The organism is Veillonella sp. AF13-2 (assembly GCF_003603295.1).
GTDB lineage: Bacteria > Bacillota > Negativicutes > Veillonellales > Veillonellaceae > Veillonella > Veillonella parvula_E.
On record NZ_QTMT01000002.1, the window covers coordinates 181,155 to 207,737 of the forward strand.

Annotated in this window: 18 protein-coding genes and 1 tRNA gene; 3 read left to right on the top strand and 16 right to left on the bottom strand. The window is 41.6% G+C overall.

What is annotated here, in order from left to right; translation table 11 throughout:
• Positions 1-83: 83 nt before the first annotated feature.
• Positions 84-464, bottom strand: coding sequence for a fluoride efflux transporter CrcB (gene crcB / locus DWV85_RS04735; RefSeq protein ID WP_123138155.1), 381 nt, complete (start codon positions 462-464; stop codon positions 84-86).
• A 189-nt stretch (positions 465-653) separates the two neighbouring features.
• Here crcB and DWV85_RS04740 point away from each other — a divergent pair, with 189 nt between their 5' ends.
• Positions 654-1,037, top strand: a complete 384-nt coding sequence (locus DWV85_RS04740) for a helix-turn-helix transcriptional regulator (protein WP_123138156.1) — start codon at positions 654-656, stop codon at positions 1,035-1,037.
• 186 nt (positions 1,038-1,223) lie between these two features.
• On the opposite strand, the gene DWV85_RS04745 is transcribed toward DWV85_RS04740, so the two are convergent.
• Positions 1,224-1,931: a GntR family transcriptional regulator gene (locus DWV85_RS04745; RefSeq protein WP_004694848.1), complete on the bottom strand. Its 708-nt coding sequence runs from the start codon at positions 1,929-1,931 to the stop codon at positions 1,224-1,226.
• Positions 1,932-2,139: 208 nt separating this feature from the next.
• On the opposite strand from DWV85_RS04745, the gene DWV85_RS04750 reads away from it, so the two are divergent.
• Complete coding sequence (locus DWV85_RS04750) at positions 2,140-3,081, top strand: diacylglycerol kinase family protein (RefSeq protein ID WP_123138157.1); 942 nt, start codon at positions 2,140-2,142, stop codon at positions 3,079-3,081.
• Between the two features lie 80 nt (positions 3,082-3,161).
• Here the strand turns inward: DWV85_RS04750 and addA are convergent, their stop codons facing one another.
• Positions 3,162-6,917 (bottom strand): helicase-exonuclease AddAB subunit AddA, encoded by a 3,756-nt coding sequence (gene addA / locus DWV85_RS04755; RefSeq protein WP_123138158.1) that lies wholly within the window; start codon positions 6,915-6,917, stop codon positions 3,162-3,164.
• On the bottom strand, positions 6,907-10,401 hold the full coding sequence (locus DWV85_RS04760) for a PD-(D/E)XK nuclease family protein (RefSeq protein ID WP_123138159.1): 3,495 nt from the start codon (positions 10,399-10,401) through the stop codon (positions 6,907-6,909). Before DWV85_RS04760 ends, addA begins: the two co-directional genes overlap by 11 nt.
• A gap of 351 nt (positions 10,402-10,752) precedes the next feature.
• Between DWV85_RS04760 and DWV85_RS04765 the strand changes: the two genes are divergently transcribed.
• On the top strand, positions 10,753-11,745 hold the full coding sequence (locus tag DWV85_RS04765) for a hypothetical protein (protein WP_004694840.1): 993 nt from the start codon (positions 10,753-10,755) through the stop codon (positions 11,743-11,745).
• A 162-nt stretch (positions 11,746-11,907) separates the two neighbouring features.
• Here DWV85_RS04765 and DWV85_RS04770 read toward each other — a convergent pair whose 3' ends face one another.
• The 12 genes from DWV85_RS04770 to DWV85_RS04825 form a co-directional block, all read right to left on the bottom strand.
• On the bottom strand, positions 11,908-12,456 hold the full coding sequence (locus tag DWV85_RS04770) for a GDSL-type esterase/lipase family protein (protein WP_123138160.1): 549 nt from the start codon (positions 12,454-12,456) through the stop codon (positions 11,908-11,910).
• Between the two features lie 153 nt (positions 12,457-12,609).
• Positions 12,610-13,836, bottom strand: a complete 1,227-nt coding sequence (locus DWV85_RS04775) for an MFS transporter (protein WP_123138161.1) — start codon at positions 13,834-13,836, stop codon at positions 12,610-12,612.
• Between the two features lie 104 nt (positions 13,837-13,940).
• A tRNA-Ser gene (locus tag DWV85_RS04780) sits at positions 13,941-14,029 on the bottom strand.
• Between the two features lie 168 nt (positions 14,030-14,197).
• The gene (locus DWV85_RS04785) at positions 14,198-15,151 is read right to left on the bottom strand and encodes a magnesium transporter CorA family protein (protein WP_004694714.1); all 954 of its coding nucleotides are present in this window, start codon (positions 15,149-15,151) and stop codon (positions 14,198-14,200) included.
• Positions 15,152-15,600: 449 nt separating this feature from the next.
• Positions 15,601-17,730, bottom strand: coding sequence for a heavy metal translocating P-type ATPase (locus tag DWV85_RS04790; protein ID WP_123138162.1), 2,130 nt, complete (start codon positions 17,728-17,730; stop codon positions 15,601-15,603).
• A 255-nt stretch (positions 17,731-17,985) separates the two neighbouring features.
• Positions 17,986-19,518, bottom strand: a complete 1,533-nt coding sequence (locus tag DWV85_RS04795; protein ID WP_123138163.1) for a glycine betaine ABC transporter substrate-binding protein — start codon at positions 19,516-19,518, stop codon at positions 17,986-17,988.
• Between the two features lie 167 nt (positions 19,519-19,685).
• Positions 19,686-20,012 carry a YolD-like family protein gene (locus DWV85_RS04800; protein WP_123138164.1) on the bottom strand — a complete coding sequence of 109 codons (327 nt, stop codon included), beginning with the start codon at positions 20,010-20,012 and terminating at the stop codon, positions 19,686-19,688.
• An 83-nt stretch (positions 20,013-20,095) separates the two neighbouring features.
• Positions 20,096-21,379 carry a DNA repair protein gene (locus tag DWV85_RS04805; RefSeq protein WP_123138165.1) on the bottom strand — a complete coding sequence of 428 codons (1,284 nt, stop codon included), beginning with the start codon at positions 21,377-21,379 and terminating at the stop codon, positions 20,096-20,098.
• A gap of 198 nt (positions 21,380-21,577) precedes the next feature.
• Complete coding sequence (locus DWV85_RS04810; protein ID WP_060919149.1) at positions 21,578-22,336, bottom strand: DUF3969 family protein; 759 nt, start codon at positions 22,334-22,336, stop codon at positions 21,578-21,580.
• 337 nt (positions 22,337-22,673) lie between these two features.
• Positions 22,674-24,032 (bottom strand): replicative DNA helicase, encoded by a 1,359-nt coding sequence (dnaB, locus tag DWV85_RS04815; protein ID WP_123138166.1) that lies wholly within the window; start codon positions 24,030-24,032, stop codon positions 22,674-22,676.
• A gap of 69 nt (positions 24,033-24,101) precedes the next feature.
• A complete protein-coding gene (gene rplI / locus DWV85_RS04820; protein ID WP_004694699.1) occupies positions 24,102-24,548 on the bottom strand; it encodes a 50S ribosomal protein L9 in 447 nt (148 codons plus the stop codon).
• Between the two features lie 2 nt (positions 24,549-24,550).
• The gene (locus DWV85_RS04825; protein WP_058948251.1) at positions 24,551-26,572 is read right to left on the bottom strand and encodes a DHH family phosphoesterase; all 2,022 of its coding nucleotides are present in this window, start codon (positions 26,570-26,572) and stop codon (positions 24,551-24,553) included.
• Between the last annotated feature and the right edge of the window lie 11 nt (positions 26,573-26,583).

Below are 26,583 nucleotides of genomic sequence, written 5' to 3' on the forward strand. Positions count from 1 at the left end.
ATATCTCCCAAGTCATTAATAACAACATACGTTACTGTATAACATCAAAATGTATTTAATACTATTATTCGATGTTAATATGTTTACATAGTACAGAGTAGACGCACGACTAGCACGCCAACCCAACAGAGGATTAAGCCCCCTACGACTTGTACTGCACCGTACCATAATGCTTGTACATAGGATTCAGCCATCATAAGCTGTAGCATTTCAAAGGCAAAGGTTGAGAAGGTGGTAAATGCACCTAGCCCACCTACAACGAGGAAGAATCTCGCCCATTGAGGTAGATCTGGCTTTTGCATATAAAGGCCTAAGACTAGACCGATAATGAGGCAACCAACGAGGTTTACTACTACCGTACCATACGGAAACGAGCTGACCTTTGTCATCACCCATTCACCGAGAGCCATACGGCATAAGGCCCCAATAGCGCCACCGAGGGCAACGGCTATGTATTTTTCCATATTGCCTCCTCTACTCAAGATAACATACTAGATGGTATGATCACATTACTATAGCATACATGTAATACTACTTTCACAATTCGTGTAATTATCTGTAATAGCCGATAATTATCTAGTTTTCTATATTAGTCAGATGCTAACAATCTCAGTATACTATATTTAGAGAGTAGGGAAAAGGAAGGAGTCCCTATGCACCCCTCGTCTACACCACTCACCAAACTGCGGATCAACACATACGAAGACCCGTTTTTACAACATCAATATGTTTGTTTAGGTCATAAAATTGCCATTATTCGCGTATCCCTAAATATGTCTCAGCAAGAGTTAGCTCGTCATATTGGTATCAGTCGTAGTTATTTAAGTAAATTAGAATGTGGTACAGGCATCTCCGGCATGTCTTTGGAAATTCTTTTTAAAATCGCCCAAGCCTTTCAAATCAACGTAGGTCAACTCGTAAGACTGCGTGTTGTAGATTATAAAAACTGTAATGCGCACCTAACATCACACTATAAACGGCTAGAGCTTCTGAACCACACCAAAAGAACATCTCAAAACAAAACAAGAACGAACTAATCCATTAGTCTAAAACAACAGTTAATTGAATACAACAAATGATAACTAATTTATATCAAGATGCTCTAAATACTCTAAATGAAAATTGAATTAACTATTCAAAATAACAATCAAAAAAGCTCCGTCGATGGCGGAGCTTTTCATATGTCATTATGCCTATTACATCAGCATCAGCATCAGCAGACATTATACTTCATTAAGTTTTTTATGTTGTACTTCTGCATTTGCTTTTTTAAAGATAAATGCATTGTTGATATGCTGACGCATAGCTGTTTCTGCAGCTACTTCGTCGTGACGTTCAATAGCGTCTACGATTTGATCATGTTCATCATCACAGTCATGTGTACGTACAGCATTGAAAGAACTGATGTACATGTCACGATTAACGCGTTCACGGAAACCTGCTAGATAATCTACAATGCGTTCATTGCCAGAGTAATGAGCAATCATTGTATGGAATCGGCTGTTTACATCAACACGTTCTGTGGCATCTTCAATTTCATGCATTTCTTTACAAAGGGTTCTTAGCTCTTGTACTTGCTCAGGTGTAGCATGACGAGCACATAATCTAGCACCAAGTCCTTCCATTACTTCACGAACTTGGTAAAGTGCTACGATTTCTTCTGGCGTGTCAGCTTTTACAGTAACACCTTTCCAAGGAACGATAACTACGAGATTATCTTTAGCCAATTTGCGGAATGCCTCACGCACAGGTGTAGCACTCACTTGTAATTGTTCTGCAATCTTTACTTCGTTAAGCTTCTCTTGAGGCATCAATTCGCCCGTTAAGATAGCTGTTTTTAATGTTAAATATACTTGTTCACTGAGAGGTAATCTTTCGATAGAATCCACTGCGGACAATTTGTATTTATCTTTTGAACTTTGTCTTCCCATTACTAGCCCCTAAACCTTGCTAACCATTCGTGCTTTCAGACTTTCAAAGAACGGTTAAAATGAGTATAATATAGTATACAACATATCTTAGACAGTATGTTGTGCGAAATTAAGTGCATACATTACAATTATAGAACTCATCATTAAGACTGTCAATTTAACTATAGATAATAGCTATATCTCATTTTTGAAAGTAAGGAAGTATACTATGAGCCGTTGTTTGATTATCATCAACCCTGTCTCAGGAGGCGGTGCAGCGCGCCGTTACGCCCTCGATTTACAATGGAAATTGAGTACCTTGTTCGAAACGATTGAGGTCAAATTCACCAGAGGTGAAGGCGATGCTACACGTTTCGCTAAGAACGCTTGTGAGCGCGGGTTTGATGCCGTATTCTGCATGGGTGGTGACGGCACTGTTAACGAAACCGTTAATGGTATTGCCCAAGGTGGATTCTCCTGTACCTTTGGGTTTATCCCCGTTGGTACAGTAAATGATATGTCTCGTGCGCTCGGTATTCCCCAAAATCCAACGCAAGCTATCAGGCGTATCGATATCAATGAAACTCGAACCATTGATATCGGCCGTTGTAATGATCGGTATTTCTGCAATAACATTGCAGCTGGCGTTATTCCTAAAGTTGTAGATGAAGTTACACCAAAGGAAAAAAGCATACTCGGCCCTCTCGCGTATTTCTTGAGAGCAGGCCAAGCATTGTTCACTACAAAGGACTACACGTACCGCATCAAAACAGAGGACGACGATTTCATTTGCAAATCTCCTCTCGTTTTAGCCCTACTTACCAATGTAGTATCTAGCTTTGAGCGTTTTATGCCAGAAGCCTCTGTAGATGATGGTTATATGCGTATCATCATCTTCAAGGAATATTTTATCCTCGATATCCTCAGCGTATTACCACTCATTATCAGTGGTGCCATCTATAACTCTCGTTATACAACGACATTAACGGTGAAAAAAGCTCATATCGAACTTCTATCTGACGTCGATGATTTATCGACCAATATGGATGGTGATGCAGGTCCTGATATGCCAGTAGATATTGAAGTATTACCGCGCGTACTCAAAGTGTTTGCACCTGCAAAACACAAAAAGAAAAAAGCCTTAAATCTGCCTAAACTACCACATATATAACAAGTAATTGGTAACACAAAAGCTCTCTATCAACGGATAGAGAGCTTTTGTGTTTATTAATTTATTAGAATCTATGCGCATTAGTCCACAATAATTGCATCATGCAAGCGGAAGCTATAAATGTAACATGCTTTCACGGGCATTCCCGTCAATCGCTGCAAGGCCTCTTTATAGAGGTCCATTTGGATTTTATATCGCTTAATGAGTTCTTCTCCGGATGTAACGCGATCCGTTTTGTAATCTACGAGAACCCATTCGCCATCCTCTTCAAAGGCCGTATCAATAATACCTTGGAGGAACAGATTTTCCCCGTCCTCTAAGGTGTCGTATACACGTTTTCCTTCAAAGAGCATGCTAAACGGCAACTCTCGTTCGATACGTTTTGCATTGATAAGGCGCTTACCAAGATCAGAGTTGAAAAATTTATACAAACTCGTATCGCTTAATAAATTCCGTTCTTCCTCTGTAAAAGTCCCTTTCGCCACCAGTGCATCGAGTTCTTTCGTCAAAGAAGCTTGCGTATACTTCACAAGAGGTAGCCATTGCATAGCCTCATGCATCAAGGTCCCCCATTGAGCACCGGTTAATACATCATCTTCAGACTGTAATGCTTGTGGCTTTCGACCGAATACGGAGTTTGCTAGGTCATCTGCTGAAACTTCTACCGTTGCAATCGGTTCATTCAAAGTATCAATAGTTCCTGCTTCAAGTTCTCGTTCTTGGAATCGTCGTTTTAATTCACTAACAGAAATTTTTGCGGTTCGGCGAGTAGCATCATTGTACGGATAGCTATAGTTGAAGCGATCCACGATTTCCTGAGGTAATTCTACAGAATTAACAGCTTTTAACTCCCTCACCTTATTGATTGTTGTCTCATCGATATCCGCTTTGTAATCGAGATTACCATAGAGAGAGCCATCATGGATTTCAACCTTTAAACGACACTGTTTATCCGGTAAATCAAAATAGGTTGGTCCTTCGTACTCGATAGCTACGCGCAATGGATTACCACCATCTAAATGACGAGCAAATCCCATGAGCATCCAGTCTAGATAGGTATTAGCTTGTGTAATAATATCTGTCGGTAACTGTTGAGTTTCTACGGAAGCCGCATTTTTAATGAGCTCACCTATGGTGCTTAACACACCTTTAGAATTTTTAAAGCCTTTAATAAAACCTGTCATGAACAGCTTATCTCGTGCCCGTGTCAAAGCAACATAGAGAATGCGCTGCTCCTCCGCCTTGAGGGCCGCTTCTTTTACGTCTTTCACATAAAACCAAGGCATGGTCGGGAAGGACACTCGAATATCTGGGAAATACCCTTTCAAACCAAGACCTGCATTTTTATCGATAAGAAGCTCTGAACGCAAGTCCATCATGTTGAATCGCTTTTGTACACCAGATAGGAATACTACAGGAAACTCAAGGCCCTTACTCTTATGGATGGTCATGAGGCGCACCACATTGTCCGCCTCGCTCACCACATTGGCAAGAGGCATATCTTGGTTGCTGTCGCGCAAGCTTTCCACAAAGCGCAAGAACCTAAAGAGCCCTCGGAAGCCAGAGGCTTCATAGCCCTTGGCTCTATCGTATAAGGCGAGCACATTGGCACGGCGAACGAGGCCATTCGGCATAGCTCCCACATAGTTTACATAGTCTTGAGATTCGTAAATATCCCACAACAAGTCGGTCACACCGTGACGACGCGATAAGGTGCGCCACCTTTCCATATGCCCAATAAAGGCCAATAAACGCTCATCTTGAGTCTCTTCTGCATAGGCTGGCATAAGAGACCATAAGGAGCCCTCACCAGACAGGCGCAATGCTCCTAATTCGTTTGCATCAAGGCCTACCAGGCCAGAGTGCAATACGGCAGCCATCGGCAAATCTTGTTCTGGATTATCTATGACGGATAACAACGCCAATAAGAGTTGAACCTCTTGGGCTTCAAAGTAACCGTCTCGCTCATTTACCACCGCAGGAATTCCCGCTTGGCGCATGGCTTCTACGGCACGCGTCCCCCAGCCCGCTAAGGATCTGCGCAAAATAGCAAAATCTCGCCATTCGATTTGACGGAATGTACCATCTGGATTTTGCACCTGCTTCTTGGCAGCATGGATTTCTTTGATTTTTTGAATGATGAAATCTAGCTCACGCTCGTTGTTTTCAGGGTCATCCCCTTCGTCCTCGTCGCTTTCAATAGCACCAAGGGTATCCTTACTCACATCTAAGAGCTGTAATTCCACGTCACCACCTACCCAATCCTCTGGCGCATCCTCTACGATACGACCCGGAATGAGCGATTCAGCCTCTGTGTAATTGAGCTCTGCCGCATCTTCCGTCATGATTTGATAGAATAAGAAATTCGTTGCAGCCAAGATATTTTCGTGAGATCGGAAATTCTTCGCTAGGTCGATACGACGTTCTACCGCATCATTGCCGCCGTACGTATTATATTTCTCCATGAACAGAGAACTGTCAGCCATACGAAAACTATAAATAGCCTGCTTCACGTCCCCCACATAGAACCTATTATCGACACGAGAAATCAAGTTGATAATCGTCTCTTGCACGCCGTTCGTATCTTGGTATTCATCAACCATGATTTCTTTGAAAGTATCTTGCAGTTCCTTCGCTACTTCAGATGGCTGAGGATCATCCTCTGTGCCAGGCTCAACGAGAAGGGCCAAGCATAGATGCTCAAGGTCGCTAAAATCCATGATGCCTTGCTCTTGTTTCATATCCCGATACGCTTGGTGGAACGCAATTGTGAGTTCTACTAACCCTTCTATGATTGGATATTGAGCCTTAAACTGGTCTTGCAAGGTAGCTTCCGGAACGGTGAATATAGCGGCTTGCATAGCTTTAAGGTCATCTTTATTTTGACCACCCAAAGATTTAAACTCTGCCACCAATATAGGGTCATAGGCTTGCGCCTCTTTTGAACCCATACGGAACTGATCCTTAATAAAGGTATCCATATGTTTACAAGCTTCCCCCATGTCGTCCCAAGTTTGAGCCGCTGAAAGCATGCCTAGTGCAGCCAGTTGATTATCGTATATATTTTGCCATTTATGAGGCCCTGTCGGATCGAGCAAGATTTGTTCCATCTGCTCTAAGCGCTCACGAATGCGATCGATGACAGCCATGTGATTAGACCACATATATTGGCCCCACAATGTATCACTAGGGTTTATGGTCATCGCCTCTTTATAAGGCTCTAACGCTTTTCTTAGCCATCCATCGGGATTGGCGAGGGACATAGCGTAGTTATACAGGGACATAATCTTCGCCGTTAAGCCTGCATCGGATTTATCATCGCTGAAGAAATCCGCTAGCTCATAGATATTATAAAGGCCCTCTTCATAGGATTTAGTTAATAAATCGGCTAATACCTCTTGTTGTAGCAATGCCATTTCTGCTTCATTGCCGATGCGCGCTGTCGGATTAATGTCGAGCTTATAGAAATAGGACCGGATTACCCATTGGCAAAAGGAGTGCAATGTAGAAATATGAGCAGAGGGCAACAGATTGAGCTGTCGTTCAAGGCGCGTTTGTAGTGCAACATCATCTGTAGATTCCATGGCTTTAGCCAAGGCAAGGCCAATACGAGCGCTCATCTCTTGAGCTGCAGCCTTTGTGAAAGTTACAACCATGAGTTCTTGAACAGATAAGGGATTATACATATCCTTAAGGCGCGTAATAATGCGTTCTACTAGGACCGCTGTCTTACCTGAACCGGCAGCGGCCGCAACAAGTAAGGTCTGATTATCTAAGGAGGAATCCTTAGGCGCTATAATAGCAGACTCCTGCTCTGGCGTCCATTTAACACCCATGGTTTTCACCTCCTTCGCTGCTATTATTTCTGTCGTTTAAGACCTCTTTCATCCGTTCTAATGCGTCATTCTCGGACAATCTAGACAAATAATTATATCGATTACGGCTAGAGTCAAAGCGACATACCGTTCTGTAATCGCAGAATGTACAAGGTCTAAGGCCATTCAATTGATATGGCTTAATCGGAAACTGCCCGTCCCCAATGTGACGACCCGTCTCAGCCATCACGTGATTTGTATAGCGGCACATTATGTCGAATTCACCTGTAGACTTAACCTTCCGCAAATCTCTGCTAGAAATGGTTTGATCTTTTTTCGTAGCAATCGGCACATAAGGCCCTCGCTTAGACCCATAGGACAAGAACTTATTGTCAATATGCGTCAACAACTCTATATCATCGGAGAAGTACCCACTGTTTTGCCAAGCATCGCTTTCATTAGCCAACGAAACGGCATCTTCATAAGATATAGGCGCATCAGCAGGGATTTTAGGGTTCTTCACGTAAGAGTAAACCACCGCCGCAGGGGACATAGATCCGCCATGTGTTTTACCATAAGCGGACTCCAAAGCCAACAGATAGGTCATGAGTTGCAGTTTAAGTCCATAATACACATCTTGGGCCGTCACATGAGCACCACCCGACTTGTAGTCGATAACCATGCCATAGGTTTGATCATCCCGTGTATATTCGTCGATGCGGTCAATTTGACCAATGAGTCGCAAGTAACGGTCTTTACCAAGAGGGACTCGAATAGGATCCCAGCCCCCTTGACGACCAAAGTCTTGCTCTAAATACTTCGTATCAAAATCGCTGCGCTTAGACCACTCTACGAGGCGGTCTACCGTTACATGTAATGTTCTCTGAACACGCTGCTCAATGGCCTTTTGGTAGGCATCGCTCGTTTCCTCGCCTGCCTGATTCTCTTGTAAAATCTCATTGGCTACAGAGCGACATAGGTTGAGTTGCTCCTCTTCGTCGAGATCACGCCATTGTTTATTATTTTCTAATAGATAATTACCTAAACGCTCTAAATTAGCATGTAAGAACGTACCAATTTCGGGAGCACCAAAGGAACGCACACGGCGCGGTTCTAGCTTCAAACCATATTGAGCATAGAACTTGAACGGACATTGTTGGTATCTCTCTAAACGTGTCACAGAACCAGACATATAGCCTTTAGACAAAAACAGACCATTCACTAAATCCTGCGTTATGACAGGCACATCGTTGTTATCTCGAATGCCACGTGATACCTCCGCTAAACGCGGACGATAGGTTTCGCTTTCACGAGCCCAATTATAGAGGCCCCACCAAAGAGGATTGACCTCATAACCACTAAAGAGCGCCCCCCAACGCTCAGATAGCAATGACAGACTTTGGAGCGGGCGCCACATGTAATCTGCCTCTGTATCAGGTGCAATGGAGAGAGGAATATCTACTGCCTGATCTACGTACCCAAGAGATTCTAATCGCTTTACAACGAGGGATGGCTCAAGACCTGTTCCATCCTCACCAGAGCCCGCATAGGACAAGGTCAACGAATCGGATGCCCGTGTCATGGCGAGATATAATAGGAAATTCTCGTTGAAAGCCTTCGGCAAGGCCCCTTCTGCTAAGGTAATGCCTGCATCGGCCAATTCTTGACGCTCCTTATCCTTGATGAGGCCTTCATCTCCCATACTTTGAGGAAATACGCCTTGGTTGAGGCCCATTACGAACACCTTAGGCCACCACTGGCTGTAACCACGTTCGATAGTGGTAATCACCACATGGTCTAAAGACGGCGGAATCATAGAGTAGTTTACATCGCTAAGGCCTTCTTCGAGGAGGAGCATCATCTCATCCAGAGTCAATATTTCATCCTTCATGACCATAGAAATTTCGTCTATAAAGGAAAGAACCGCATTATACATCTGTTCATGACTAGCTTTGGATTCTTGATCACCTATAGTTTCTGCGTCCTTCGCCCATTCATAGAGCCGCTCTGGCACTTGTAAGATTTCTAATAAACCATAAAGTTGTGTACCCCACTCAGCCCCTGTATGACCCTCCGCATTAGCAGCAAAGTCAAACCATGGAGATAATATATCCATAATGGTTTCTCTTGCTTTGTTAACACGTGCTCTGCGTGGTGCATCTACGTGGCTTTCTTCATCTTGTCCCTCATGAAAGCCTCGTAAGTACGGCCAACTTTCACGTTCCCATTTATAATGATCGATGCCAAACTCGAGAACGTAGTTCTCTAACTCATCTACAGCCTCACGAGTAAGCGGCATCAAGTCCGTCTTGAGCAAGAGAAACATGCTGTCCCGACTATAGTTATGACGCACGATATCAAATAGAGCCGTCAATAGCTCGCCTAATGGATGGTTTTTCATAGGCCGCTGACGGTCAATAAAGTGCGGAATGTCGTAGCGAGCAAAAACCTTTTCTAAAGTATCACCGTAGGTTTCAGACTCGCGGAGCATGATACATACATCTCGGTAACGAGCCTCTTCAGCTGATTCTATATAGGCTAAAATACGACGAGCCACCGCATCAGCTTCGCGTTCCCTGTTATAGCCTCGAATAAGCGGAATCATTGCATCTGTAGTATTTTTCTTACTAGGGCTAGCAAAATAATTAGCCTCTAGCTCTTGAACGATTTGAGGTCCTCGTTTCCCATCAAAGCCAACCCAGTTGATACTAGAGCCATAACGAGCAACTAAGGTGTCGTAAATCTCTAAAGGGCGGCTGAAGAGATGCTCCCCTCGACGAGCTAAATTTAACGCCTTTGGAGCCATCGGTAAATCGATAGTAATAACGGCTTCCTTTGCCAAGTCAAACAAAGTATAAATCAGCTCGTAGTGTGTGGGCGTAAACCAATGAAAACCATCGATAAAGACATGGCTATTCTCCATGAGAGGAGATTGTGGCAAAGCCTCTACAATTTCCATGATAGGATCGATGTCGCGCTCCCCATGACGACTGAGTTCCTCTTCATAGGCAGACATACAGATAGCTAGCTCGCGCAATTTCTTTTGTAATATATTATTTTTAACAGACTCTGCCCCTCGTTCTAGGTCAGCAGGGCCTACACGAAAGGCACGGAATTCAGAAAAGAGCTGTTGCAATACGGAGGAAAACTCAGGCCGCTTTGTAGCCTGTTCTAACAGCCCTAGTTCCTTTTGCTTTCGTTTCATTACAAGGCGCAACAACATAGACCGGCCAAAGCTTGATAAACTTGATTGACCAGCCCCTTTTGAGCCTATCGATTGATATACCTGATAACCCAAACGCCCAAAGCCTACGACACGAACTGTAGTAAAACCTTTTTCAAGCATAAATTCAGCTAGCTCCCGTTCTACCCGATAGGTGGCAGGTTCAGGAACAAGCAAAATTATTGGTTCCCCTGGACAATCTGTCATGACCTGACCGATGCGCTCATATACGGCACGTGTCTTGCCTGATCCAGCCCGTCCATAATAGACTCTAATACTCATGAGACCTCCCTAGTGAAACTTTCACCATCTCAATTGATGTAATCCACAAATGTATATTGCTCATATCAGTTAACGCATTAGATATAGCACTACACAAATTAATTGTAGCACTATACGAATTAGATATAGCATCAAACGAAGTTTTTCGATATAATAAATTACTATACTGATTATTATTATATAGTAATATGACATTCTATGGCTAATTGTACAATATTTGACTCATCTGATTATATTTATTTATAATTAAGATAATATTTTATATTTTATTTACAATTAGCATGAATTCCTATATAATACAAGTTAGTATCTGTGTTATTTGTAAAATCATGTATTTAGGAGTAAATTATTATGAACAAAAAACATTTAGCAACTGCTTTTGCAGTATTTGCAGCGACAACAATGTCTTTCTCTGCTTTTGCTGCAACTATCGATGCTAATGCACGCGCTTATGAACGTGCTTCAGCAGAGCAATATTCTTATCCTGCACCACAGGCAGCTACGCCAGCTTACCAAACTAGTTATGCCACAAGTGCACCACGTCCTGGTTACAAACCATTGCCAGCAGTGCCTTATACAGCAGGCGATATGGCTCAACAAATGCCTGTATCTAAAGAATTAGGTGATCCAATCTTTGTGGCACCACAAACAACAGCTGTAGGACTTCAAATCATGGATCCTATCCCTACTGAAGCCCAACCTGTATACCAAGAAACTGTAAACTCCGTAACAGCTAATGGCAACGGCAGCTCCTACGTTTCTCGCTACAAAGCTAACCAATTGAATGCGTTTGACTTATTGTTAAATGGCAAAACTTACACATATGACTTGCCTGCATACACTAATGGCTACCAAGTGAAAACTGCTAGCTCTTACAACCGTGCTGGCAACGGTGTTGCGAATGTATTCTCTACAAACGTAATCACTGAAGCAGTTGTAAATAACAACTCTTTGCGCATCACTGTAAACATGACTCAACCAACAGCTGTAGCAGCTGCTAAATTGCGTTCCATGCAACAATCTGGTCAAGTAGCAAGTGGTGAAGTAGCTGCATTGTTCGCTTACAATGAAAGCTATGATGGTGTAAAACAAGCAGCTCATTATGATATTTTCAACAACAACGGTCGTTATATCGTTGTTAAATCCGGTGCTGTAACTGTACCAAATGGTGCACAACACCCTTACGCAACTGCATTATTCGCAGTAACTGAAGACACTGTAGCAGCTGTAACCGTATCTGGCAACACTGCTGAAGCTTCTGATTTAGTAAAAGGCACTGCATACGCAATTGCACAATCTGCTAAGGTGTCCAATAACAAAGTATCTACTAAATCTAAAAAATAATTCGTTACGAATTTATTTTTATCTGGTGAAAGCCCCCAACTTTCACTAGCACAAAAGACTATAAATCACTAACTCCCCCAATGAGGCAACTCATTAGGGGAGTTTTTATGTTCTTTATATTACGTTGTGTTATAATCCCGTTCCAGTTCTATTATAGCTCCGTTATAATCGCGTAAAGACCTCTAATGCCTTATACGCCATTAATCGATAACCACGCTCGTTGGGATGAACCTCTCCGGCAAAGACAATTTGTCCAATTTGATCTGCTTCAAACAAGGTAGTATAGAAATCTATAACTTTAATATTATGCGCCTCTGCGTAAGCTTTTAGCTGTTCATTAACCTCTCGTACAACCAGATCCAATCCGTCCATATCGCTATCAATTTGAGTTTCTAAACCGATGATTACCGTCCCTTTTGTACTAGCAAGCTCAATAGCTTTCACCAAAGTCTTGTACACATAGGTACTATCTCGACCTTGTAAAATATCGTTAGTGCCACACATCAAGAAAATATGACGTATTGAATCGGATACAGCAGTAACCGCCCAATTTTCAATATTATAAATCATACCCTGTACGGAGCAGCCATCTTCACCGTAGTTTGTAAAATTAACACCCTCTATGGATGCATCACAGATTTCGACCCAACCGCGTCCATAGGGCACATCATAGCCACGCGTAATGCTATCGCCAAAACAGATGATTTCCATCTTCACCCCTCCCTCCTGTACTATGACTTAATCATATAATAAAAGAACACCATACACAATATACATATTAATTACAAAAAAGGATCCGTTTTGATCTGCCCTCCAATTAGACGCAATTTTTAGAAGAGCAATTCATGTACGGATCCATTTATATTATTTAAGACGAATAAAGAATAATGCACATGCACCAATAATAGGAGCTATAGCGATAGACATCAAGGACATTTGGTAGCTACCCGTCATGACAAGGACATTACCCAAGAGAAGTGGTGCCAAGAGTGCACCAATTTGGTTAAACAAGTTTACAAAGCCCGCTGTAGTACCGCGCAAATGAGGTGCTGCAGATTGAACTACGAGAGCATTGGTCAACGCACTATGCATGAAGGCCCCAATACCAAGAATCGGACCTGTTACAAAGAGCATATTTGGATTTGACGTGCTTGCAAACAAAATTAAAGCTGGCCCAAACAAGAACATAACGAGAGCCGCTAAATGGTTCTTCTTAATTGGTAAGATATCAGATAAAATACCGATCGTTGGTTTCGCAATTAGCGCAGCCGTACCGAACACGCTCATGACTTGGCCTGCATAGATAGCCGTTACACCTAATTGTTTAACCATGTATAAGTTCGCCCATTGCGTTACGCCCCAAGTCGTACCTGTGGCGAAGAAGCCTGCAATAGCCAAGCAACGAATGTTACGATTAGAAATGATGTGCTTCAAGTTTTCTACTAAAGACGTTTGACCTACGCCAAGCTTAGCAGCCGCTTCAGAAGCCTCTGCTTCTCGTTGTGCGAGAATTTCTGCACTCGGCTTACGCACTGTGAAGTAACATAATACAAGTACTACCAACGGCAAGATGGCTGTAGCAAGGAATGCAGTTTGCCAGCCGTAATGTGTAGCCACATAAGGTGCGTAAAGGTTTACCGTAGTAATGCCAAAAGACGTACAGCTCATAAAGATACCTACGGCCGCACCCCGTTGATTCGGGCCGAAGTGATCTCCGATAGCACTCAAGCAAGAAGCTTGTACAGGACCAGACATAACCCCTAATAAGAAGCGCAAACCCCAAGCCATGGTATAGTCTGTAATGGTACTCATCAAAGCCGTTACAGCGGCCATACCGATCAAACTAAACAAGATGGTGCGTCTGTAACCGATTTTATCGGCTAAGATGCCGCCTGGTAATACCGTTAACGCATAACCAAAGTAAAAGGCCGAAATATGTTGAGCCCCCATCTTAGCTGTGAAATGCAATGCCTCATTGAGGATAGGCATAACAGATGCCCAAGACAAGCGCATAACAAAGCTCAACAAGAACGTGAGCCACACGCTAGCGAGAATTAAAATCTGAGTTCGCGAGAAACTAAGTCGATTCATACGAGCTCCTTTCTAAAGATTACCTAATAAATATATCGATAGCATACCATAGTGAGTAAAGATTGAAAAGCCCTCTAGGCATAAACCTAGAGGGCTTTATTATGTGGCGGAGAGGGTGGGATTCGAACCCACGGCCCCTTGCGGAGTCACTGGTTTTCAAGACCAGCTCCTTAAACCACTCGGACACCTCTCCATAACGGTACTATTATATCAAATTGGTCTAATAATAAGCAACAACGTAATACGTAAATAAGCAATAATATAATACATAAGCAAGCAAAAAAGCTGACTTACAGCCAGCTTTTTCATTTGTATTTAACATTTAGTATTGCCCTAATCTATTAGTTATTTATCATATATGTTAGAATAGGTCTTTTTTCCACATGCCAATGATAGCAATGATAGAACACACCACAGAAATACCTACTACTTCGTAAAATCCATTTGGATCATCCTGGAATGGCAACGCCACATTCGTTCCCCACAGGCTGAATATGATTGTGGGCACTGCCAAAGTAATCGTAAGGGCCGCCAACATTTTCATCACCATATTGAGGTTATTTGAGATAATCGATGTAAAGGCGTTCATCATATTCATCAAGATATTAGAGTACATTTCAACCATCTCGATGGCCTGTTTATTCTCGATGATAACGTCCTCTAGTAAATCTTCATCCTCTTCGTACATTTTAAGCAAATGTCTATAAGTGCTGTGACCACGCAAGCGCAATAGGCGTTCCATAACAGTTCCATTCGTACGCAACGCAGAGGTAAAGTATGTCATGGATTTCTGCAATTCCAATAGTTGGAAGAAGTCTTTATTCTTCGTCGTATGACGCAACTGAACTTCAATATCGTCGGTACGGCGGTTAATTTGTTGCAAGTAACGTAAAAACAATGTAGCTGTACGGTACAAGATTTGGAACAAGAACCGCGTCTTTTTATATGTATAGAATGTAGACAGTTGATTTGAAATGAACGGATATAACACTTCGGACTCTTCAAGACATACAGTAATAAAGAAGTCAGGCGTCAAAAAGATACCGAGCGGCACCGTATCGTACATATCATTGCCGCGAATCGCAGGAATGTTGATAACCACGAAAATATAATTATCCTCTAATTCCACGTGAGAACGTTCTTCCATATCGAGGGCGGTCTTTAAAACGTCCGTTGGAATTTCCGTCAAAATATTGATGAGGGACAACTCATCGGGGTCTGGGTTCACCAAATTTACCCAAGAACCTTTTGTGGCATCTGATACAGTGCAGTCTGAAACTAACTCTTCTTCTATGTGTTTGTACACCGTGATCATGCTATCCCTCCTTCCAACGAACATATAGTAATCATCTAATAAATTATATACTATTTTATAGCTATTATTCAATTCAATTGTGAAAGTTTTGTTTATGTAGTATATACATAAATCACTTTATGTCTATTAACAATGTACAATTGTATATGTTAAAAGCATCTCAAAACATTCTTATATCAAATCTACCAAAAAATCTAGCAAACAGATAGATTAATAAGACTGCTAAACTAAAAAATCCACCAAAAGATTAAGCCACTAAAACTTACAGTGAGTGAGTAAGTATGCAAACAAATAATCAGCAATATATCATTAGGTTAAATCTTATAAAAATAACCTCTATACTAGCTTGTCGCTAATATAGAGGCTATTTGTTTTATCCTACTCTGTCAGATCAGAATAGTATCATTTGTTATATTCCTGTATGGTTCTATAAGATTACTTTCACCAAATTAACGGCGTAAGATACGAATAGAGTTCAAGATACAAAGAATGGATACGCCAGTATCACCGAATACGGCCCACCACATGGATGCATAGCCCATAAGACCTAGTGCCATGATAAGGATTTTAACGGCAATAGCGAATACTACGTTTTGCCAAGCAACGCGCAAGGTCGCTTTGGACAAGTCAAGGATATGTGCAATAGCAGTCAAGGATGGACGCATGAATACAACATCTGCCGCTTCGATAGCCGCATCAGCACCGCTACCCATCGCACCACCTACATCAGCACCAGCAAGCACTGGAGCATCGTTGATGCCGTCCCCTACGAACATGGTTGGACCATATTCAGAGCGAATATCTTGTACAACGGACAATTTATCTTGTGGCAACAATTGAGCACGAACGGCACTTACGCCAGTTTCTTTGGCAATATACTTAGCACTTGCTTCAGCATCACCTGTAAGCATAACCGTTTTAATATCTTGACCATTAAGATCAGCAATCGCTTCTGCGGAATCTGGACGAGCTTCATCGGCGATGATGATGCGACCAAGGTATACATTACCTTCTGCGACCAGAACCTCTGTGCCGTATTCAGTAGCTTCTGTTGGATAACCTTGAACAACATAGCGTTCCATAAGACGACGGTTACCAACGAGTACTTGTTGGCCATCAACCATGCCAACCATACCTTCACCGGCTAATTCTTGAACGAAATCAGAAGCCTCTACAGTAATGCCTTGTTCCTTTGCTTCAGAAACGATACTTGTTGCGATTGGATGTGTAGATACTGCTTCGATAGCTGAAGCCATGGATAACAATTGATTCTTACTCACATGGGAGCCTACAGTTTCTACGTTTTGTACTTTAAATTCACCAGATGTGATGGTACCAGTTTTATCGAGAGCCACTGCTTTCACACCAGCTAACGCCTCGATAACACGACCACCTTTAAGCAAAATACCGTGTTTAGAAGCATTACCGATACCGGAGAAGAATGCAAGTGGCACACTAAGTACCAATGCACATGGACAGGAAATAACGAGGAATGTTAAGGCTGTATAGATCCATTTATGCCATTCACCTGTAATAAGGGATGGGATGATAGCAACCACCAAGGAAAGAGCTACAACAATTGGTGTGTACACACGAGCAAAACGCGTAATGAAGCGGTCGATTTTAGGTTTAGAAGATGCTGCATTTTCAACGGCATCAAGGATTTTTGTAACCATAGATTCTTCAAGAACCTTATCAACGCGCATCGTAATACGACCAGATTCATTGATACAGCCAGACATAAGTTGTGTGCCAGGTACAGCGCGAACAGGTACAGGTTCACCTGTTACAGGAGCTGTATTAACGCGAGTTTCACCTTCTAAAACGGTACCGTCTAGAGGAATTAAATCGCCAGGGCGAACTTCAATAGTACTGCCTACCTCAACCTTTTCAGGAGCCATAACTACGATTTCACCACCACAGCAGGTATCAACAACACGTACCTCTTGTGGACGCATATCAACAGCATTCATGATTTCTGTACGGCTGCGATCAGTCGCTTTATGTTCAAAGAACTCACCGATACGATAGAACAAGATAACCCCTACGGCTTCAGGCAATGCATCGATAGCGATAGCGCCCAATGTAGCAATAGACATTAAGAAGTTTTCGTCAAATACTTGGCCTTTTAAGATATTGCGACCTGCGATGCGCAATACTGGGAACGCAAGTAAAATATAAGCAATATAGTAAATTGGAGTTTCGATGGACTCTGGCAAACTGATAGACGGAACAACTGTAGTCAACGCTTCATAGGCCATGAATAACAAGCCTGCTACGATAACGGCAATTGTCATCGCCTCACTGCCATGGTCGTGGCTGTGTCCGTTTTCATCCATCGCTGCTTTAGATTTACGCTCGTAATCAGCTACTGTTACGCCCTCTTCGATGGAATCGCAAATATCTTGAATATCGCGTTTAAGCACTTCACGGTCTCCCCAAGCACCAGTTAAACGTAATTGATGTGTGGCCACTGTGAAGTTAGCGGATTCAATACCATCCATTTTGCGAATACGATCTTCAATTTTTGCTGCGCAGTTCGCACAGTTCAAATCCTTCAACAACAATGTTTCTTCCATGATATCTCCTTTGATAATAGTGAAAGTTTCTATCCTGTATTATAAGTTAATTTATTGTCTATTTCTAATACTTATTAGACATATCTTGTTTCATATCTTGTTATATATGTTCCTAAACATTATTCATCAGATATTTTTATTTATATGAATATCTGTTCATATGTTTATATTACATCAAAGGAGATTAAATGTCAATACAAAATCATATTCAATATATATCAAATTTTATTTACTTTAGTTCTAACTATATTCACCTTATATCAAATTTCGTTCTACCAGGAATTTATGTGCTACATCAGCTGGCAGTTGATGTTCCGTTTCAACGGCGTAATTCATCTTCGCCATCTCTTGATCTGTAATCGTATGATTTAAACTTTCTAATACAGGCCGCAGTTCAGGATGAGCAATCAACACTTCGCTACGTACGACATTACCAGCCATATAGGATGGATATAAATGTTTATCATCTTGTAACACCGTAATCGGTGCAATACTTAATTGACCATCAGTCGTGAATATCGGCATTGCATCCACCTCACCACGACTAATAGCCGTATATTTTAGCCCTATATCCATATCTTTAGTAGCTTTAAAGCTCATACCATATACGCGTTGCAATCCAGCATAGCCATCCTCACGACCAAAGAAATCATATTCCCCGCCTAATGTTAGGGATGGTGCTATACGAGCAAGATTGGAATACGTTTTTACACCATAGGTCTGAGCAATCTCATTACGCACTCCTATGCCATAAGTATTATTAAAGCCGTACATGCCCACCCACTCAAAATTATATTTTTCTTTATAGGCCTGTGAAAGCTCATTAAATAGGCTTTCATCATAAGCATCCGTACGTTTCAGCACAGCAGACCAAGCTGTACCAGTATATTCAGGATATATATCAAATTGGCCGGAAAGCATAGCTGGTTGAATATTTGATGTACCACCACCTACACCTTCTGTAACCTCTACGGTTAAATCAGTCTTCTGCTCGATTAATTCTTTTAAAACATGTCCTAAAATAAGCTGTTCCGTCATAGGTTTTGTTGCAATATGAACGACATCAGTCTTCACATGACGGCAATACATAGCCCAGCCACCTATACCCATTGCAATTAGCGTCATAATCGAAACAAATATAATGGTATAGCGTTTCATATGAGGGCTAATACGCGTTACGCTTTCACCTAAAGAAAAGAGTGCATCAACAATAATGGCTAATAGGGCAATCAGTAAACTACCTACAATGGTCAAGGCACTTTGATTCGTTGTAATCCCCCTATAAATCGCCACACCTAAGCCACCAGCACCAATAAAGGATGCAATACCTGTCAAGGCAATGGTCATAACGAGCATGGTCCGTATACCAGCCATAATGGTCGGCATAGCCAAGGGAATCTCTATATTCCACAAGCGTTGAATCCTCGTCAGCCCTAACGCAATTCCCGCTTCACACATGGCTTTATCAATCTGGTTAAGACCAGTAAATGTATTGCGTACCATTGGTAATAAAGCATATATAACCAATGCAATAATAGCCGTCGTATTACCGACACCCGATACATACAACAAAAGTCCTAACATCGATATAGAAGGAATCGTATATAGGAAATTGACCATTACCATAACTGGCGCAGCTAACCGTTTATATTCATATATAAGAACACCCAATAATCCGCCGATAATGATCGCAACAACAGAAGCTAATACTGAAATTTCTATATGCTCCCATAATAGCTGGAGGAAAAAATCATAGCGATTAATAAGTAATGATATGACATCATGCATTACATACACCGCCTTTCTAAGTCAAGAAATACGAAAAATTATATAGGTATATTAGAGTCAACAAAATTTAAGAAATCTTTATCAAGCTATATTTACCCATGATACTATTGTATACCTAATTATTTCTTAACTCTAGTCTATTTACCATACACAGTAAAAACCATCATTTATATATCATACATATTCAGCTCTTTAATATGTCTAAAAGGAATAACGATTCCTTGAACAGATAAAATTTGTAACTGCTCACTGATCATATCAACAACACCTATAAGCTCTGTATATTTTTGTTTGTTGTAATAAACAATTCGTACCCATTCCCCACAATGTATAGATTGTAAAACTGTATTTAACTCATCTATTTGGTCCTCTGATAACTCTACCCAAGCTTCTTTTGGTCTTGCCACAGCAGCTAATAAAGCTTCAAAGCCCCTCAATGCCGCAAAGGGCATAAATTGTTTTGCCCTTTGCAAGCGGGACATGCGATGTTTCATTAATTTATACCTCCCCTTACGCGACTAATGTATTTCCAATTTAGCTATTCTACTACTTATTTCCAAGGTATCCATTCTACTATTTATTCCCCATTGTGCCCGCCTACTAAAGTATTTCTAAAGCGCATGGTTCCTTCCTCTTGCAAGCTAGAGGCGCGTAGAATAGAATTCTTACCAAACTGCTCCTTAATAGATAACATTGCTTCTTGTACTTGCCGCTCCTTTTCCTCTGTATTTGTAGTAAGAGTACTAAATAGGTCCACCTCTTGAGGTATGGCAGACCGATTGACTAAATCCTCAAAGCTGATTCCTATGCGACGGATGAGCTCATTTTTATGGCAATGCTGCTCGTATAATTTAATAACTGCCGCTGTCAACATTTGTAGAGAATCTGTGTACTGCTTAAGCTTTTTAGAACCTCCTGTAGAGCGCATCATTTCATCAGCATAGCCGATATGAACATGAATGTGATTCGTGACCCCTTTGATTTGTAAAAGCTCTAGCACCAAGGACTCTACCATTTCACGCATAGGCACGTATGCTTCTTCATAGGTATAATTGCGCAACAAAATCTGACTATGCGAGATAGAGTGCTTAATGGGGCGATATGCGTGAATATCCGAAATCGTACAAGGCTCACGGCCCCAAGCATGATCAATGATGAGCTCTGCATTAACGCCAAACTCCTTGTACAACTTCGCCTCTGGAATCATGGTAATACCATGTAAATCATAAGCACCGTACTTATGCAAGCGATTAGCTATGCCCTTACCAATCTGCCATATATCAGTCAAGGGCTGATGATACCAAATTTTCGCTTTAAAGAAGCTTTCATCAAGATAACCTATAAAATCAGGTGCATGTTTCGCCAAAATATCGAGGGCAATCTTGGCGAGGAACAAATTCGTTCCAATCCCAACGGTGGCATAGATTTTTGTTGCCTCTAGCACCGCATCAAGCAGCATCTGTGCCAACTGATGAGGCGTCTTCTTATATAGTGGCAAATAGGGTGTAATATCGATGAAATACTCGTCGATAGAGTATACATGTACATCTTCGGGCGCTACATACTTGAGCAAGGTTCCATAAATCTCAGCAGACACCTGCATATACCGCTTCATATGAGGCTTCACCGTCAAATACTCAATATGCGGTGGAATCTGAAATAATCGGCTACGATTTTTTACACCTAAATTTTTTAAAGCTGGAGAAATAGCCAACGTAATAGCCCCCTTGCCACGAGAACCATCGGCGACCACCAGAGGTGTTGTAAACGGATCCAGTCCCAAATCGGCACACTCTACAGACGCGTAAAAACACTTCAAATCAATACACATATACAGCCGATCCGTATCACCTGAACCCATACAAACCCCCCCCTAATCCCCTAAACAACTGGCTTTTACAAAAATTAGAACACAAAAATTTCTATGATTAGTATAACAAAAATAACGAGTATTTTCAAACATATGTTTGTTATTATAACAGTAAATTTTGAGCATAAAAAGAGTACCTACTATTAGACATCAAATCTAATAGTAGGTACTCTTAAGTACGCATATAACTTAACCCAATATGGTTTCTTTAGGACTTCTATAATAAACTAATCCCTTTTCACTACTATAATCCATGCTAGACTCTTTAAGGCTACAAAAATGCCCTCTAAGATCTATAGAAATCTTTCTTAACCACAATTGTTGTCGTTTATTGCTCAAAAAATCTTTTCGGTTATCACAAGAATCAAATAATTCAAGAGCATCACTTAAAATCTCAGACTCGCCACAGTTTATAGCTCGAAGATTAGTAAGGTAGTTACGTTTAAAAGTATCAAAGGCATCACCACAATACTCACCTAACTCAATCAAAAACACTGTATACCCTAGCATAAAAATCATCATGATTTGCTCAAAACTATGATGAGATATAAAAGAAATATAGAGATGATCAACGCTATCCGTATTAGGTACATCAAACAAGTTGAAATCATTAATACAAGTATGATATGAGGGCTCCATTAATCTAGATATACAATCTAGTTCCAAGTAATCTATCGCATCACGCAAATGACCTTCCCAATCAAAGTCTTCAAACCACTCTGCTGCATCAACAATATCTTCCATGCCCATACCTTGGAAAACAATCTCCCTTAAGTCCTTTGACAATTGGTATTCATCAATTAAATCTATCATGGACAAATGATAATGCAGGCTCTCAAATACACCTAGCCTAATACGCTTATATTTATAAGCCTCTGCAGCACCTAATCCAACCATCAACAAATAAAACTCAATATTTTGTTTTCCACTAATAGTTAAATTCATCATACATAGGATGGAAACCTTATATTCCATCTCACAATACTTACGTATTGTACGACACTATAAAATCTATCTAGTACTATTATACACTTTAATAAAACTTATTTTCTACTAACATAACCCAAAACTTCTATTTCCATTTTTCCAAACAATACAACGAAAACTATCGAGTGCCACTATATTGATGGGACACCTTCATATGTACAGTGATAAAAAGAAAGGACTATACTTATGCAGCGACATCAGGTCACGAGGAGCAAAGAAGTATAGTCCTTTCTTTTTAATTAAAATGTAGCTATGTCACGGGGCCCCATCAATATAGGCACACCCCCGATAGTTTTCATTATTGTTCCGGCCCTAAGTCTCGGAATTCTACGTCTCTAAATTGTGTTAATTCTCCAACGAATTGAAGTTCCACGGTACCGACAGAGCCATTACGGTGTTTACGAATGAGGACTTCTGCATTGTCCCCTTTTTCAGAGTTTTCATCGTAATATTTATCGCGGTACAAGAAGATAACAATATCCGCATCCTGCTCAAGGGAGCCAGATTCACGAAGGTCCGAAAGCACAGGCCGTTTATCTGGTCTGCTTTCAACACTACGAGACAACTGCGATAAAGCGATAACCGGCACGTTAAATTCACGAGCAATCAATTTAAGATTACGAGAGATTTCGGACACCTCTTGTTGACGGTTTTCGCTACCCTTACCAGCATTTCGACCTTGCATCAACTGAATATAATCGACGATAACGAGATCGAGGCCATGTTCAACCTTGAGACGGCGCAACTTAGAGCGCATATCTTGTACGGTAAGGCCCGGCGTATCATCGATAAATAGCTTGGATTTGCTCATGCGGTCCGCTGCGGCAATGACCTTTTCCCAGTCAGCAGGATCCATATTCGCACAGCGCAGTTTTTCAGAGCTCACACCTGCCACGGAGGACAAAATACGACCAACGAGCTGTTCCTTACCCATTTCCAAGGAGAAGAACGCCACCGTCTTGTCATACAACATCGTTACGTTTTGAGCAATGTTCAAGGTGAAAGCTGTTTTCCCCATCGCAGGACGAGCTGCTACGAGGATGAGGTCAGATTTTTGTAAGCCATTAAAAATATGGTCTACATCTTTAAAGCCTGTTGGCACGCCTGTAATAGCGCCATCATGCTGTTGCAATGCATTAAGTTTATCTAAATTAGATAAAACCACTTCCCCAATGGCAGCAAAGGATGATTCAGACTGGGTTTGACCGCTTACGTCTAATACCATTTGCTCTGCCTTGTTAAGGATAGCCGTCGGCTCATCTTCGCCAGCATACGTCATGCCAACGATTTTATTTCCTGCATCGATGAGGCGCCGCAACTGAGCTTTCTCGCTGATGATTTTCGCATGTTCCTCAACATTGTAGGAAACAGATTCATTCGCAAGAGATGTAATATAAGCAAGACCACCTACCGCATCGAGGCGCTTACGACGATCTAGCTCTTCACCAACGGTAATAAAGTCAGCTGTCTTATTGGCATGCACGATTTCTAAAATGGCATCGTAAATAATACGATGTGCATCGCGGTAAAAATCTTCAGATTTAAGAATACTTGTCACCGTATCTACAACGGCGCCCATATTGGATCCATTAGTTAATAAAGCCCCCAAAACGGCCTTTTCCGCATCTAGATTATGCGGTGGAATGCGTACATCCATGATAATCCCCTTCACACAACCACTATGGATAAAAGAATTCACCATACTCCAAGAGCATGGTGAATACTATTATTCGGCTACTACATTAACCTTGATAGTACTTGTAATTTCAGGATGAACACGAACTAGTACGTCATGTACGCCCAATGTTTTCAATGGTTCTTTGATTTCGATTTTCTTTTTATCGATATCTACTTTATATTGAGCTTTAGCAGCATCGGAAATATCTTTAGCAGTAACAGAGCCGAATACGCGGCCTTCTTCGCCCATGCGAACTTTTACAGTTACTTCAACCTTAGTCAATTGAGCTGCCAAGATCTTAGCTTCGTCATTTGCAACGGCTTTATTATGAGCAATGGATTCTTGTTTTTGTTTCGCATTATTTACGTTAGTTGCTGTACCTTCAAGGCCGAGACCTTTCTTGATCAACACGTTACGGCCATATGCGTCACTAACTTCAACGATTTCGCCTTTTTTACCAACTTTTTTAACATCTTCTAACAATACTACTTTCATTGTTATTCCTCCTCTTGTTCTGCGGAATGAAGCGCCTCAAGAGCATGCTCCAAAATGGCCTGCTTCGCTTCCTCTATGGTCATACCTTGTAATTGAGCACCAGCCACAGTTCTATGACCGCCACCACCCAAGGCTTCCATTACAACTTGTACGTTTACCTTGCCCTTGGATCGAGCACTAACGCCGATACCGCCATCATTTAGGGAATATAGTACAAAGGCAGCTTCAATATCTTCATTACTGATGAGCATGTCCGCACTTTGTGCAGCCAACGCCATCATATCCTTCAAGCCTTCAGGCGCTACAGAAATAGCAATTCCTTCAGTACGACTTGCTTCAAATACCATTTTAGCACGCAATTGGATAGAATCGAAGGTTTCAATAAACAATTGTTTAACTCTGTCGATATCCGCCCCTGCACGGCGCAAGAATGCTGCGGCCTCAAAGGTTCGCGCACCAGTTTGTTGAACAAAGTTCTTTGTATCTAGCACGATACCTGCATAGATACCTGTGGCTTCCGCTTTTGAAAGCTTCACAGGAACTCCTGCATATTGTACAAGCTCTGTTACGAGCTCAGATGTGGACGATGCAGTTGGTTCCAAATAGGTAAGCAATGGATTTTCCACAAAGTCCGCTGCGCGGCGATGATGGTCGATAACGATGCGTCGTTCAGAAATTTCAAGCGCCTCTTGAGCCGCCACCATTTCCTGACGATGCGTATCACACACGACAGTGAGCGTATTCGCATCTACCCATACTCTTGCAGCTTCTGCAGTAATAATATTCTCTTTCCAGAACTCTGACTCATTAAGAACATTCACCATTTTATCGATGGCGCTAGTTTCTTTTGAAAGCGCAATGCGCACGTCTTTACCAAGTGCTCGAGCAATGGCGGCTACACCGATAATGCCACCTAAGGCATCATAGTCTTCACGTTGATGCCCCATGATAAGGATCTTATCAGAATCAATCATAAGCTCATGTATAGCTTGAGATACAACACGAGCACGAACACGTGTATTCTTCTCAACGCCTGCCGTATTGCCACCAAAGAAACGTGTACTTTCACCATCCATAATACACACTTGGTCACCACCGCGACCTAAGGCGATATCTAAGGCTGCACGAGCACGACCAGATACATCTTTCACAGAACCTACATTTTCACTAATACCAATAGAAATCGTAGCTGGTACTTGACGCGGAGATGGTACTTTACGGATTCGTTCGAGCACTTTAAACCCGTCTTCCTCCATCTCATGAAGCGCACCACGAGAAATGGCAAAGGTATACATATCATCTTGGAAGTTACGAATAAAGCCTTCGTAGCGATCGATTTCATCCATGATGATATTATTTATATCTGTCCAAATACTAGTATACTCACGATCACTAAGGCCTTTTGTCAATTCTTCGAGATTATCGATTTGAATCATACCCCATACAGGCTGTCCCTCTTCGGCTTTAATACGGGCTTTTTCTAGGTCCGTAATATCCTTGAAGTACAGCGCCATCACTGCATGTTCCGCCAGTTCATCTTCACTATCAATATCTGATCGGGTATCCCGAGGATCGATAAATTTATAAATAATTTGGAAGTATCGATTTTCATATTTTTCCGTCATATATCCGGACTTACCCCAGATTTTATCGATACGGAAACCAGGCAACAAAGCAGACATTTTTTGGAGCTTATTCCAATCCACCTTAACCCAGTCGGCGAAAACACTATTATTCCACACCAATGTGCCTTGCTTATTAACAAGAACAATCCCCATTGGCAAATTTTGTAAAGCAAAATTAGAAGCTTGTGTGACGTTTTTCATCATCGCACTAAACTGTTCTCTTGCTAAACGACGCCGGTTATGAAGGGTATTATAATTAACCAAATACGCCGCTACTACAATGATTAATGCTAAAATCGCAATAGCCCAATTTAAATAGGCCAGCAATAATAGCAATAATACGAGAACGGCAACAATGGTAATTTCTAAACCTTTCCATCTCCGTTGAAAGGATTTCATAACGGCCTCCT

Coding starts and splice junctions, on each gene's coding strand:
- crcB (WP_123138155.1), bottom strand. CDS start 464: ATGGAAAAATACATAGCCGTTGCCCTCGGTGGCGCTATTGGGGCCTTA.
- DWV85_RS04740 (WP_123138156.1), top strand. CDS start 654: ATGCACCCCTCGTCTACACCACTCACCAAACTGCGGATCAACACATAC.
- DWV85_RS04745 (WP_004694848.1), bottom strand. CDS start 1,931: ATGGGAAGACAAAGTTCAAAAGATAAATACAAATTGTCCGCAGTGGAT.
- DWV85_RS04750 (WP_123138157.1), top strand. CDS start 2,140: ATGAGCCGTTGTTTGATTATCATCAACCCTGTCTCAGGAGGCGGTGCA.
- addA (WP_123138158.1), bottom strand. CDS start 6,917: ATGGGTGTTAAATGGACGCCAGAGCAGGAGTCTGCTATTATAGCGCCT.
- DWV85_RS04760 (WP_123138159.1), bottom strand. CDS start 10,401: ATGAGTATTAGAGTCTATTATGGACGGGCTGGATCAGGCAAGACACGT.
- DWV85_RS04765 (WP_004694840.1), top strand. CDS start 10,753: ATGAACAAAAAACATTTAGCAACTGCTTTTGCAGTATTTGCAGCGACA.
- DWV85_RS04770 (WP_123138160.1), bottom strand. CDS start 12,456: ATGGAAATCATCTGTTTTGGCGATAGCATTACGCGTGGCTATGATGTG.
- DWV85_RS04775 (WP_123138161.1), bottom strand. CDS start 13,836: ATGAATCGACTTAGTTTCTCGCGAACTCAGATTTTAATTCTCGCTAGC.
- DWV85_RS04785 (WP_004694714.1), bottom strand. CDS start 15,151: ATGATCACGGTGTACAAACACATAGAAGAAGAGTTAGTTTCAGACTGC.
- DWV85_RS04790 (WP_123138162.1), bottom strand. CDS start 17,730: ATGGAAGAAACATTGTTGTTGAAGGATTTGAACTGTGCGAACTGCGCA.
- DWV85_RS04795 (WP_123138163.1), bottom strand. CDS start 19,518: ATGCATGATGTCATATCATTACTTATTAATCGCTATGATTTTTTCCTC.
- DWV85_RS04800 (WP_123138164.1), bottom strand. CDS start 20,012: ATGAAACATCGCATGTCCCGCTTGCAAAGGGCAAAACAATTTATGCCC.
- DWV85_RS04805 (WP_123138165.1), bottom strand. CDS start 21,379: ATGGGTTCAGGTGATACGGATCGGCTGTATATGTGTATTGATTTGAAG.
- DWV85_RS04810 (WP_060919149.1), bottom strand. CDS start 22,336: ATGATGAATTTAACTATTAGTGGAAAACAAAATATTGAGTTTTATTTG.
- dnaB (WP_123138166.1), bottom strand. CDS start 24,032: ATGGATGTACGCATTCCACCGCATAATCTAGATGCGGAAAAGGCCGTT.
- rplI (WP_004694699.1), bottom strand. CDS start 24,548: ATGAAAGTAGTATTGTTAGAAGATGTTAAAAAAGTTGGTAAAAAAGGC.
- DWV85_RS04825 (WP_058948251.1), bottom strand. CDS start 26,572: ATGAAATCCTTTCAACGGAGATGGAAAGGTTTAGAAATTACCATTGTT.